This window comes from Pseudomonas sp. LBUM1646 (genome assembly GCF_059716165.1).
In genome coordinates this window covers 1153507-1166460 of record NZ_CP166810.1, presented here as the reverse complement: position 1 = coordinate 1166460, position 12954 = coordinate 1153507, and the positions used below count along the sequence as shown (strand labels likewise).

Genomic DNA, 12954 nt, shown 5'->3' with positions numbered 1-12954 from the left:
CCGTTGGCCCTTGTCTGTTGGTTAAACATGGAGAGATCGGGATGGTATTTTCGTCCAATGTGTTCCTGTTTTTGTTCTTGCCGATCTTTCTCGGCATGTATTACTTGAGCGGGATTCGCTATCGCAACCTGCTGCTGCTGCTCGCCAGCTATGTGTTCTATGCCTGGTGGCGCGTGGACTTCCTTGCGCTGTTCGCGGCCGTCACGCTGTGGAACTACTGGATCGGCCTCAAAGTCGGTGCCGCAGGCGTCAGGACCAAACCGGCCCAGCGCTGGTTGCTCCTGGGCGTGGCTGTCGACCTGTGCATTCTCGGCTACTTCAAGTACGCCAACTTCGGCGTCGACAGTATCAATACGATGATGACCTCGGTCGGTCTGTCGCCGTTCATCCTGACCCACGTGCTGTTGCCGATCGGGATCTCGTTCTACATTTTCGAGTCCATCAGCTACATCATCGACGTCTACCGTGGTGACACCCCGGCGACCCGCAACCTGATCGACTTCGCCGCATTCGTCGCGATCTTCCCGCACTTGATTGCCGGTCCCGTGTTGCGCTTCCGCGACCTCGCCGACCAGTTCAACAACCGCACCCACACCCTCGACAAGTTCTCCGAAGGTGCCACGCGGTTCATGCAGGGCTTCATCAAGAAGGTCTTCATTGCCGACACCCTCGCGGTGGTGGCTGACCATTGCTTTGCCTTGCAAGCCCCAACCACGGGTGACGCCTGGCTCGGCGCCCTGGCCTACACCGCGCAACTGTATTTCGACTTCTCCGGCTACAGCGACATGGCCATCGGCCTGGGCTTGATGATGGGTTTCCGCTTCATGGAAAACTTCAAGCAGCCGTACATCAGCCAGTCGATCACCGAGTTCTGGCGTCGCTGGCACATCAGCCTGTCCACCTGGCTGCGTGACTATCTGTACATCACGCTGGGCGGCAACCGTAAAGGCACGCTGATGACCTATCGCAACCTGTTCCTGACCATGCTGCTCGGTGGTCTGTGGCACGGCGCGAACATCACTTACATCGTTTGGGGTGCGTGGCACGGCATGTGGCTGGCGATTGAAAAGGCCCTGGGCCTGAACACTTCGCCACGCAGCATCAACCCGATCCGCTGGGCACTGACCTTCCTGCTGGTGGTGATGGGCTGGGTGATCTTCCGCTCGGAAAACCTGCACGTTGCCGGTCGCATGTACGGCGCGATGTTCAGCTTCGGCGAATGGTCGCTGTCGGAACTCAACCAGGCCAGCCTCACCGGCCTGCAAGTCGCGACCCTGGTGGTGGCTTACATGACCCTGGCGTTCTTCGGCATCCGTGATTTCTACACCAACTTGCCGCCAGAAAAGACCAAGCCTGTGGTGAATGTCGAGGCCGATGGCCCGGCGACCGCAACGCCTGGAATGATCAAAGCCGTACCGGGCGACAACCCGGGCAGCATCCACGAACCGGGCTACACCGTTGGCGTTGAAGCCACCGTGCAACCGGCCTACTGGACCGCTGACTGGTCGCGTTACGTGATGCGCACGCTGGTGCTGGTGTTGTTCATCGCCTCGATTTTCAAACTCTCGGCGCAAAGCTTCTCGCCGTTCCTTTACTTCCAGTTCTGAGGGATCTGACCATGACCCGCTCATTACGCATTCTCTACATCGCCCTGTTCCTGGTGACCCTGTTGGTCCTGGGCCTGTGGTCCACGCGCAGCTTCTTCGGTTTCAGCACCAGTGCCGAAACCACGGTGCTCAATGGCCGCTGGACCAAAGCTGTGGAGACGCACTACGACGCTGAGTTCCCGATCAAGCGCCTGGGCACCAACCTCTGGGCCGCGCTGGATTTCAAACTGTTCAACGAAGGTCGTCCGGGCGTCGTGCTCGGTCGCGATCAATGGTTGTACAGCGATGAAGAGTTCAACCCGATCGTCAACGAAGAGCTGAACCTGCAAGGCAACTACGCGCTGGTCGAAGGCGTGCGCCAACAGTTGAAAGCCAAAGGCGTGAAGCTGGTGATGGCGATTGTGCCGGCCAAGGTTCGCCTGTACCCGGAACACCTGGGTGAAGTGAAACCGGCGAGCATCCACGCCAATCTCTACCAGGACTTCCACGCTCGTGTAGCGGCCGACAAGATCCTCGCTCCCGACCTGCTCGGCCCGTTCAATCAGGCCAAGCTCGCGGGTGAACAAGTGTTCCTGCGCACCGACACTCACTGGACCCCGGAAGGCGCGCAAATCGCCGCCGAAACCCTGGCCAAGACCATTGCCGCGAAAACCCCGCTCAGCGGCGAACCGCAAAAGTTCGTCACGACACCGGCGGAAAAAGTCACCCACAAAGGCGACCTGCGACTGTTCCTGCCGCTGGATCCGCTGTTCGAAAACCTGATGCCGGCCACCGAGCCGTTGCAGAAGCGCAACACCGTGGCGGCTGACGACCAGCCCGCCGCTGACGATGCCCTGTTCGCCAACAACGAAGTGCCGGTGGCCCTGATTGGCACCAGCTACAGCGCCAACCCGAACTGGAACTTCGTCGGTGCGCTGAAGCAAGCGCTGAAGAGCGACGTGGTCAATTACGCCGAAGACGGCCATGGCCCGATTCTGCCGATGCTCAGCTACCTGAAAAGTGATGCTTTCAAGAACAGCCCGCCACAGGTGCTGATCTGGGAGTTTCCTGAACGTTATCTGCCTGTGAACAACGAAATCGGTGACGCCGACCCGCAGTGGGTCGCAGAGCTCAAAGAAGCTGGCGTGCGCCAACAAAACGTAGCCGCAAACACTAAATCCGAGACGCCCGACCGGGCGCAAAACTGAAAGAGAGAGGTACTACCATGACTTTCACTACTACTCCTCGCCGTCTCGCCAAGACCTTCGCACTCGTTGCAGGCATGAGCGTTCTGTCGATGTCCGCCTTCGCTGGCGACGCCGCACTCTACGGCCCGACCGCACCAAAAGGCTCGTCCTTCGTACGGGTCTACAACGCCGGTAATGCTGAAGTCAGCGCCACCGTCGGCACCACCAACCTGAGCGATGTTGCGCCACTGGGCAGCAGCGACTTCAGCTTCATGCCGGGCGGCGACTACAGCGCCAAGGTCGGCAGCCAGACCCTGCCGGTCAAACTCGCCGGTGACCACTATTACACCCTGGTCAACAACGCCAGCGGCGCGCCGCAACTGATCGAAGAGCCGCCGTTCAAGAACAAGCAGAAATCCCTGGTCCGCGTGCAGAACCTCAGCGACAAGGCCCTGACCCTGAAAACCGCTGACGGCAAGACCGAAGTGATTCCGTCGGTCGCGGCCAAAGGCCGTGGCGAGCGTGAAATCAACCCGGTGAAAGTCAGCCTGGCCCTGTACGACGGCGCCACCAAAGTCGGCGAAGTGAAACCGGTTGCCCTGGAACGCGGTGAAGCGGCCGTGCTGTACGTCACCGGCAAAGGCAGCAGCCTGTCGCCAGTCTGGGTAAAACGCCCGGTTTCGACGCGCTAACACATTCGTCAGAACGGTGATCCCTTTGTAGCAGCTGGCGAAGCCTGCGTCCGACGGCGAAGCCGTCGTAAAACCGGTCAATGCGGTCTTTCAGAGAGATCGCGTTGCCTGGATTGACGACGGCTCCGCCGCCGAACGCAGCCTCGCAGGCTCGGCAGCTGCTACATGAACCGGTCTGGCTACGGAATAAGAACAAGAGTGAAACGACAGAACGCAGTAGCTCTAACCAATCGATTTTAAGGAGTAACAACATGATTCCGGTAATCTTGTCAGGTGGTAGCGGCTCACGTCTTTGGCCGCTTTCGCGTAAACAGTTCCCTAAACAGTTCCTGGCCTTGACCGGCGAGCACACCCTGTTCCAGCAAACCCTGGAACGCCTGGTGTTCGAAGGCATGGACACCCCGATCGTGGTCTGCAACAAAGACCACCGCTTCATCGTCAACGAGCAGCTGAGCACTCGCAAACTGGAAGTGCAGCGCATCCTGATGGAACCGTTCGGTCGCAACACTGCACCGGCGGTGGCCCTGACCGCGATGATGCTGGTTAATGAAGGTCGCGATGAGTTGATGCTGGTGCTGCCGGCCGACCACGTGCTGGAAGACCAGAAAGCCCTGCAACGTGCGTTGGCCCTGGCTACCGTCGCTGCGGAAAACGGCGAAATGGTGCTGTTCGGCGTACCGGCCACCAAACCGGAAACCGGTTATGGCTACATCAAGTCGACCAATGATTCGTTGCTGCCCGAAGGCGTCAGCCGCGTCTCGCATTTTGTCGAGAAACCCGACGTCAAGCGCGCCACCGAGTACGTTGAGTCCGGCGGTTATTTCTGGAACAGCGGCATGTTCCTGTTCCGCGCCAGCCGCTTCCTCGAAGAGCTGAAAAAGCATGACCCGGACATCTACGACACCTGCATGCTGACTCTCGAGCGCAGCGAGCAAGATGCCGACACCATTACCTTCGACGAAGCCACCTTCGCCTGCTGCCCGGACAATTCCATCGACTACGCGGTGATGGAAAAAACCCAGCGCGCCTGCGTTGTGCCGCTGACCGCCGGCTGGAGCGATGTCGGTTGCTGGGCGTCGCTGTGGGAAGTAAATGAAAAAGACGCCAACGGCAACGTGTCCAAAGGCGACGTGGTCATTCAGGACAGCAAGAACTGCATGATCCACGGCAACGGCAAACTGGTGTCGGTGATCGGCCTGGAAAACATCGTAGTCGTCGAAACCAAGGACGCCATGATGATCGCCCACAAGGACTCGGTCCAAGGCGTGAAACAGATGGTCAACACCCTCAACGAACAGGGTCGCAGCGAAACCCAGAACCATTGCGAAGTCTATCGTCCGTGGGGTTCCTACGACTCGGTGGACATGGGCGGGCGTTTCCAGGTCAAGCACATCTCGGTCAAGCCGGGCGCGTGCCTGTCGCTGCAAATGCACCACCACCGCGCCGAACACTGGATCGTGGTCAGCGGCACCGCTGAAGTGACCTGCGACGAGAACGTGTTCCTGCTCTGCGAGAACCAATCGACCTACATCCCAATCGCATCGGTTCACCGTCTGCGCAACCCGGGCAAGATTCCACTTGAGATCATCGAAGTGCAATCGGGCAGCTACCTGGGCGAAGACGATATCGAGCGGTTTGAAGATATCTACGGTCGCTCCACCCCGATCGAACGCGGCGTGTCGGTGAAAACCATCGCGCAGTGATTGACCGGTAACACCAGAAGCCCCCGTCCAGCCCGCTGCGTTCCCTATCCGCAGTGGGTTGGTCGGGGGCTTTTTACGTCCCGCCTGAAGGTTTCAGATTGATGCCTGGCGAGTCAGAAGTTGACCCCCGCGCTGGCCCTTCAAAGAATGCCGTCGCCCGGCATAAGGGTTGGGTGCCAGAAGCTCGATCGTCGTCTTGATCCCCTGCAGCATCTCGACCCGATCCTGTGTCTGTTGTGACAAATCTGCCACCTGAGTAAAGAGTCCTTCGTCTGTACTGCCTGCTGCTGCAAACTCGGTTCTTATTGCGTCCATGCGAAACGCCAGCAGATCAATGTCCGTCGACGTGTCGTCATAAACCTCACTCAGGGCCTCGGCCTTGAGTCCCATCGACGCCTTGGCGGCTTCAAAACCTATCTTGAGGGTCTCAGGGCCTAGCACCCCCAGTTTTCCACCCACTTTATTGACCGCCTTATCAAGGACGACCTCGGCGAGGTTTTTCCCCAATTGCATCCGTCCTTCTTTTTCCCGCGGATCCATGGCCGCCAGGCTCAATTTTATCGTCGCCAGGCTGATCGGTTTTGAGGGCTCAACTGCTTCGATAATCGCTTTCGGATTCATTTCGTGCCCAGTGAATCGGATCGGCCGGTCCATTCGGTATTTCGTAACGATATTCCCCGAAACGGCGTCGGCGATTTTCCCGCCTGCCATTTCTCCGCCCTTGGCTCCCAAAGGTCCGGCCACCGTCGCTCCCAAGGCAGCACCCCCTGTTTCAAGCGCCCCCTTCAAAAGCTGCGGCCCCGCTGCAGCCCCCATCCGTCTGGCTGTCGCCTTCAACCGATGGCTGAGATAAGCGGTGTTGAGTAATGAATGCTTGAGATCGAACGCTCGGTCTCCAATCACATCCAGTAGCGTTGCCTGCTTGTCCACACTGACTTGCAAGAGCTCGGCCTTGGTTTTCTTGTCACCCTCCAGGTCGACATGGGTCAACGGTGAGTTACCGACCATTTGATAGAGATTCAATCCATCGATCTGGCCCTTGGGATCTGGATTGAGCCAGCGCTGCAACCACGGCATGTAATAACGCAGGCCATAGTAGTAAAGCCCTGTCGCATCCCGCTCCTTGCCTGAATAACGAATGGTTTTATAGTCGGCTTCAATCTTGTCATCTGCGCATGACCAGGCGGTTTCGCCAAACGGATAATAGGTTTCATGACTGATGATCCGGGCGTCATCCGTCAGCTCCACGGTGCAGGAGTTCAACTGATCGACCAGGCTGCACCGGTACTGATCGTTGCTGACGCCGGCCGGCGGCTCAACTTCCCAGTGCAAGACCTGCACGGTATTGAGCCCCGCCCGGGCGTTGATGACTTGCCATCGCTGCCCGGTGCCACTGTCTGTGCGCAGCTCCAGCCCCGGCAAATAACACACACGGGTGATGACTGTCCGGGTACGGGTTTGCAGCGACCGCACCTTCAGCGCCCGTTGCCCCTGACCGTCGTAGGTGTACCACTCGCAATCGTCGTCGCCCTCCTCTCGCTGCACCGGGCTGACGGACTGCAATTGGTTACGCGGATTCCAGACCACGGCGCGCCCCGGCCCCAGTTCAAGTACATTGCCGTTGTCGTCAAACGCCGCGGCGATTTCGTCTTCGGTCGGTGGCCTGCCGTTGCGGTACGGCAAACCACGATTGCTGTAGTCGGCAACCTTGAATTCATGCCCAGGGCTTTGCGCACCGACGTGGGTCAACTTCAGCAAGTTACCGCTTTCGTCATAGTCGTAGGTCTGGCGGTAATTGCTGAGGGCTCCCGGATCAAAACCGGTGCCGGACTGCGGCCCCTGATTGAGTCCCCCGGCCTCCCAGCCAGTGGCCATAATCAATCGATAGAGGCTGTCATAGGAAAAGCAACTGACGGGATCGATACGCTGGTTGGCAAAGTAACGAACCGGCAACGCCTTGTCCTCGATCGCCAAAACATTCCCCTGCGGGTCATAGTTGTAAATCAAGTGCTGTAAAAGGCGGGCGTCATGGCTGCACGCTCGTCGCTCCACCAGACGCCCGTCTTGCGGGCGATAAAGCAGCGTCGTCCGGACCCCGTTCCCGGCGGTTTCGCACTCGATTTGCCCCTCGGCGCTATAACGGATATCCCCCACCAGGGTCATCCAGCGACTCTGGCCTTTCAACTGCAGTTGACTGTTTTGCAACCTGCCGTCCACGGTAAAACCGAAGACCTGAAGGTTATCCCTGGCATCGATTTGTTCCAGCACCTCGCCGAGCGGACTGAAACGCCAGCGGGTGGTGCACGCATCGTCAGCGCCTTCGAATAAACGGCGTTGTTCCAGACAATCACCCTGAAGGCTGAACGCGTTGAAGTGCAATGTGCCCGCCGGGTCGTCATGACGAACCAATTTTCCACACTGGTTGCTTTGCGCCCATTCCGGCATCCCGGTGCCATATTCAAAGCGTTCGGCACACACCTGCGGCAGGCCTTTCGGTTGCTCAAAAAATACCTGGGGGCGAATCAACTGATCGTACTCGGCCCGCTGCCGGGTACCCCGTCCGTCCCAGCGCGATACGGCTTGATCGGCTACACCGAACAAATGGATCTGCAACCCGGAATCCACACCGACCTCGTTCAGCACCAGGCCCGACAGCGAATACACGGTGGTGACATTGGCCGTAGTGACCGAGTCGTCGTGACCCTGCGACCACAGCCGCGGATCCCATTGTTGAACAGCTCGCCCCGCTGCGTTGTGACAAGTGCGGTTGATATGGGCCTGTGCGGTTGCGCCCTCGGTCTTGCGGCAATAGCCAACCCTGCGCACGACCAATCCGCGCGGATCGATAGCCTGCAGGTCAGGGGTTCTGTTGTGGATCGCCGGAGTGTGCATGGTCAGACCTTCATCCCTGGTTACCGCTGCCATCTAAGGAAAAAAGGGCTGTCATGGCTACTGTCATAAATTACAGTTCCGACCAATGGCAGTGGACGTTGATCTGGAATGTCCATTCCCGAAGCCCTTCGGTAGGATGGTGCTCATGAGTTCACGGAGCGTTCAAACATGTTCATCGGCGTCCTGCTGGTCCTTACTTGGCTGATCCTGTTGCTGCGCTACCCCGCCAAAGCCTTGCCTGTGTCCATCGCCGCAGCCATTGGCCTGGGTCTGGTCGCCACCTGGGTCATCTGGATGGACAACCGCGAGGTCAAGCAACTGGCACGCCTTGAGTTGCGCATCACCTACGCCCCCGAACACTGTCCTGCGGATCGCCCGTTGCAGCTGACCATGAACAACGGCAACGACGTGCCGCTGACCGAATTGCGCTGGCGTATCGCCGCCTACGCACCGGGTGACACGGTGAACCTGGCCGACAATCAATACGCCACCCCGCGCTATCGCGGCCCCGGCGAATTGCAGGCCGGCGCCAATTGGGAAGATTGTTTGCCATTGCCACCGCTGCGCCCCGGTTACCGCCCGCAAACCCTGGAGTTTCGCGCCGAGCGATTGCAGGGTAGTTTCTCCGACTGATCCCCCCACTTCTTATTGCACAAGGACCGCGCCATGCCCGTTGCGTTGATTACCGGTTGTTCCAGCGGCATTGGCCGCGCCCTGGCTGATGCGTTCAAAACCGCCGGATACAAGGTCTGGGCCAGTGCCCGCAAGGCTGAAGACGTCGCCGTTCTGGCGGCGGCCGGTTTCACGGCGGTGCAACTGGACGTCAACGATGGCGCGGCGCTTGAACAATTGAGCGAACGAATCAACCAACAACATGGCGGCCTCGATGTGCTGATCAACAACGCCGGTTATGGCGCCATGGGTCCGTTGCTCGACGGTGGCGTGCCGGCGATGCAGCGCCAGTTCGAAACCAATGTGTTTGCGGTGGTTGGCGTGACCCGCGCGCTATTCCCGGTACTGCGCCGGGCCAAGGGGTTGGTGGTGAATATCGGCAGTGTGTCCGGTGTTCTGGTCACGCCGTTCGCCGGCGCCTACTGCGCCTCGAAAGCCGCGGTGCATGCCCTGAGCGATGCGCTGCGCATGGAACTGGCGCCGTTCGGCATCCGCGTGATGGAAGTCCAGCCCGGCGCCATCGCCTCCAGCTTCGCCAAGAATGCCGGCCAAGAAGCCGAACAACTGATCACCGAACAATCGCCCTGGTGGCCGCTGCGCGAAGGCATTCGTGCACGGGCCAAGGCGTCGCAGGACAAACCCACGCCAACCCGTGAGTTTGCCGCTGAGCTGCTCAAAGCAGTGCAACAAAGCAAACCGCCACGGTTGATCCGCATCGGCAATGGCAGCCGGGCGTTGCCGTTGTTGGCAACGTTGCTGCCCCAGGGCTTGCTGGAGTCGACCCTGATGAAGCGCTTCGGTTTGAATCGCCAACTCTGAGCGTGGCAAACCGGTCTAATCGCGCCAGACCGTCACGATCATCATCAGACTGAGCAGCGCCATGGTGCCCATGGCGCAACAACAACTCGATCACACCGCCGGTGCTGCCTCGATACAGGTTTGTATGCCCGGGTGCTTTCAGTAGAATGCGCGCACTTGAGACATTCGACGCATTTACGCCGACTCAAACAGCATGGAATCGCTGGCATTAAAACTGAAGCACGGATTGCTTTGCCTTCCCGCTCTTCCCCTGCCCGTTCCATGCGACCTTTATTCAATCGCAGATCAGGGAATATCCATTGAACGTTTTCAACGTGCTGCCACTGGCCTTTGTTGCCTTGTTGGCCGGCTGCAGCGCCAGCTCCGAACACACCACCAGCAAAGCGTCATCCCTCAACGACACGCTGCCCAAGCTGACCTTGCAAAGTGTGCTGCCGTCACCGTCCAGCAATAAACAGTGCAATGCGCAAATGGACAGCGACATTCTGTTCGGTCTCGGTTTTCAACTGTACGGCGATCAGGAATGGGACACCGCCAAAAGCTGCCTGGAACTGGCCGCGCCGAAACACCCTCGCGCCTTCTGCTATCTGTCGATGATCGCCGGCCAGGACGAAAGCAAAACCCCGGATCAACGCAACAGCGACGCCTTCAATTACATGGCCTATTCGGCGACGCAGAATGACTGGTGCGCAGAATACGGTCTGTATCAGGCCTACCAATACGGCAGCAGCGGAGCCAAGCAAGATCCTGCGCTGGCCAGCCGTTGGCTTGAGCGTTCTTCGGTGCATGGTTACCCCGAGGCTCAGAAGGAACTGATCGAGCAGTACGAAGAGCAAGGCGACCTGGTCGCCGCCTACGCCTGGACGAAGATCATGGCCAAGGCCGATGACTCGACTGCTGCCGATGCCCTGAAAGCGAAGATGACCGCCGCGCAAATCGCCGACGGTGAAAAGCGTTATACCGAGCTCGCTGGCCAGGTCACCAGCAAAAAAGCCATGTTCGCCGAAGCGCGGGAAGAAGACGTCGGCCGTTACTCCGCCGAAATCTATCAAGACTATCCGGACACCTTCAAAGGCCTGTCGTCTGCCGAGCGCTACGACTACGTGAAGCAGTCGATGTACAAAGCCATTGACCTGCCGTTCACCAAGAGCCGTGGTCACGTGCTGAGCTATATCGTGATCAATCGAGCCGCTCAGTTGAAAAAACCTGACACGGATATCGCGAATGACCAGAGGATCGTCGCCCTCATGGAAGATGACGAGTTGTCGGTCGCTGAAACCATCGAGCATGGCCTGCTGGTGGTCAACAAGTTCTACAGGTAAACCGACACAGCGGTGGCGAGGGAGCTTGCTCTCTCGCTTCATGCTCGCTGTTACCTCATTGCGATCAGGGAACTTTCATTGAAATTGCTAAACGTACTGCCATGGATCATGACCAGCCTGTTGGTCGGCTGCGGTGCTTCACCGGATGAGACGCTGAACGCCACCCTGCCCAATCTCAGCCTCAAGGAGCTGTTGCCGCAAGCCGTCGCCAACGAGTATTGCAACCTCGACATGGATAGCGATCTGCTCTACGGCATCGGCTACCAGTTGTACAACGACAAAAAGCCCGAGCAAGCTCGCAGTTGCCTGATCATGGCCGCGCCCACCCACGAGCGAGCCTTGTGTTATCTGGCCAGCATCGCGGAACAGGACACGAGCAAGGACAGCCCCCAGCGCGACCGGGAAGCCTTCGGCTATATGGCGTATTCCGCAGTCAGAAATGACTCGTGCGCCGAGTTCGGCATGTTCCAGAGCTTTGCCTATGGCATGTACGGACAGACGCCGGACCTCGACCTCGGTATACGTTGGCTGGAACGCTCGGCACGCCATGGCGATCCGGACTCCCAGCAAAACCTGATTCGCATGCATACCCACAAAGGCAATCTGCCCGTGGCTTACAGTTGGGCCAGAGTTCTCGACGACACGGCACAGGTCGACTCGCTGAAACAACAAATGAACCCGCAGCAACTCATCGAAGGCGAAAAAGGTTACGAGCAACTGAGCAAGAACGTGACCAGCAAGGACGAGGTGAGCAAGCAAGCGCGGGAGGAAAACATCGTGGCGTACTCGGCGAACATCCATCTGCAGTTCCCCGACACCTTCAAGGGATTGTCGCCGACAGATCGCCATGCCTTTATGGAGAACGCACTGGCCACGGTGATTGCTCGTCCCGAGTTCAGCACCCGTGATCAGCTTTACGCATATGTGATCATTTCACGACAGGCTCAGTTGCACAGCGCCAATGCGGACGTCCTGCAGAATCCGCAGGTCATGGCGCTGCTCAGTGACAAAGAACTGGACGTGGCTGATGCAGTGAAGAAGGCCGAAGTCATCCTCAGCCAGGCGCAACTGTAAGACGCCTTGCCAACGAAGAGGCCAGGGGCCAGCCCAGGCCTCTTCTCAGCAAACCCAAACCCTGTGGGAGCGGGCTTGCGATGAGGCCCGAACATTCACCACAAAAACCTCAACACCACCCCTTCATGAAATCAATAAATGCCCGCACCTTCAGCGGAAGATGCCGGGTGTCCGGGTACAACGCATACACGCCTTGCTGGGCAAACCGGTGATCCGCCAACAAGCGCTGTAACCGCCCCGCCTCCAGATCCTCCTGAATCAGCCATTGCGGCAGGATCGCCACCCCTTGCCCGGTCAGCGCAAAGGCGCGCAGGGTCGCCGAGTTGTCGGCGACAATCGCGGTTCTTCCCGGTTTGGGTTGGTACAGATGCTCAGTCCCGGTCGAGTCGGTCACCGTCAATTCCGGCACTCGCCCGTGCCCCAACGTCGGCAACGACTCCAGCGCCGTCAGTGAGGTGACAGTCTCAAAACGCTTGACCAACCCGGGTGCCGCCACCGCAAAAATCTCAAACGTCGACAACTGTACTGCCCGCAGATTGGAGTCGAGCATCCGTCCCAACCGAATCGCCACGTCAAAGCGTTCGGAGATGAGGTCAGCGTGAGTAGAGGATGTGGATAAGTGAATATTCAGTTGCGGTTGCTGTTCACGAAACACTTCCAGCGCGGGCACCACCTGAGCCAAGGCAAACTCCACCGTGGTGGTGATCCGCAACGTGCCCTTGAGCTGCGAATGTTCCGAACGGGCTTCCTCGATCGCCAGCCGAGCTTCGTCCAGGGTTCGCAAACAGCGCCGATAAAACCGCTCGCCAGCGTCGGTCATGGCTAATTTTCGGGTGCTGCGGGTCAGTAAGGTAACGCCCAATTCCTCCTCCAGCCGCTTCAGATTGAAGCTCACCACCGCGCGGGTCTGCCCCAACAGATCAGCCGCAGCGGTCAGCGACCCGGCCTCGACCACGGCTTTGAAGGTGTCGAATCGGTCCAGGCTGACCATGTTCGCTCCACTCCTT

The 12954-nt window shown here is 58.8% G+C and carries 10 protein-coding genes; 8 read left to right on the top strand and 2 right to left on the bottom strand.

Annotation, left to right across the window (positions count from 1 at the left end; all coding sequences use genetic code 11):
* Window positions 1-41: 41 nt before the first annotated feature.
* The 4 genes from ACA071_RS05055 (at window position 42) to ACA071_RS05040 (ending at window position 5168) form a co-directional block, all read left to right on the top strand.
* On the top strand, window positions 42-1607 hold the full coding sequence (locus ACA071_RS05055) for an MBOAT family O-acyltransferase (protein WP_497643398.1): 1566 nt from the start codon (window positions 42-44) through the stop codon (window positions 1605-1607).
* Window positions 1608-1618: 11 nt separating this feature from the next.
* Window positions 1619-2794 (top strand): alginate O-acetyltransferase, encoded by a 1176-nt coding sequence (locus ACA071_RS05050; RefSeq protein WP_497643397.1) that lies wholly within the window; start codon window positions 1619-1621, stop codon window positions 2792-2794.
* A 17-nt stretch (window positions 2795-2811) separates the two neighbouring features.
* On the top strand, window positions 2812-3465 hold the full coding sequence (locus ACA071_RS05045; RefSeq protein WP_497643396.1) for an alginate O-acetyltransferase AlgF: 654 nt from the start codon (window positions 2812-2814) through the stop codon (window positions 3463-3465).
* A gap of 251 nt (window positions 3466-3716) precedes the next feature.
* The gene (locus tag ACA071_RS05040; RefSeq protein ID WP_497643395.1) at window positions 3717-5168 is read left to right on the top strand and encodes a mannose-1-phosphate guanylyltransferase/mannose-6-phosphate isomerase; all 1452 of its coding nucleotides are present in this window, start codon (window positions 3717-3719) and stop codon (window positions 5166-5168) included.
* Window positions 5169-5261: 93 nt separating this feature from the next.
* On the opposite strand, the gene ACA071_RS05035 is transcribed toward ACA071_RS05040, so the two are convergent.
* Window positions 5262-8060, bottom strand: coding sequence for an RHS repeat domain-containing protein (locus ACA071_RS05035; RefSeq protein ID WP_497643394.1), 2799 nt, complete (start codon window positions 8058-8060; stop codon window positions 5262-5264).
* A gap of 168 nt (window positions 8061-8228) precedes the next feature.
* Here ACA071_RS05035 and ACA071_RS05030 point away from each other — a divergent pair, with 168 nt between their 5' ends.
* The 4 genes from ACA071_RS05030 (at window position 8229) to ACA071_RS05015 (ending at window position 11947) form a co-directional block, all read left to right on the top strand.
* A complete protein-coding gene (locus tag ACA071_RS05030; RefSeq protein WP_497643393.1) occupies window positions 8229-8693 on the top strand; it encodes a multidrug transporter in 465 nt (154 codons plus the stop codon).
* A 33-nt stretch (window positions 8694-8726) separates the two neighbouring features.
* Window positions 8727-9551 (top strand): SDR family oxidoreductase, encoded by an 825-nt coding sequence (locus tag ACA071_RS05025; RefSeq protein ID WP_497643392.1) that lies wholly within the window; start codon window positions 8727-8729, stop codon window positions 9549-9551.
* A gap of 299 nt (window positions 9552-9850) precedes the next feature.
* On the top strand, window positions 9851-10873 hold the full coding sequence (locus tag ACA071_RS05020; RefSeq protein ID WP_497643391.1) for an SEL1-like repeat protein: 1023 nt from the start codon (window positions 9851-9853) through the stop codon (window positions 10871-10873).
* Between the two features lie 78 nt (window positions 10874-10951).
* Window positions 10952-11947 carry an SEL1-like repeat protein gene (locus ACA071_RS05015; protein WP_497643390.1) on the top strand — a complete coding sequence of 332 codons (996 nt, stop codon included), beginning with the start codon at window positions 10952-10954 and terminating at the stop codon, window positions 11945-11947.
* Window positions 11948-12056: 109 nt separating this feature from the next.
* Here the strand turns inward: ACA071_RS05015 and ACA071_RS05010 are convergent, their stop codons facing one another.
* A complete protein-coding gene (locus ACA071_RS05010; protein ID WP_497643389.1) occupies window positions 12057-12938 on the bottom strand; it encodes a LysR family transcriptional regulator in 882 nt (293 codons plus the stop codon).
* Window positions 12939-12954 lie beyond the last annotated feature (16 nt).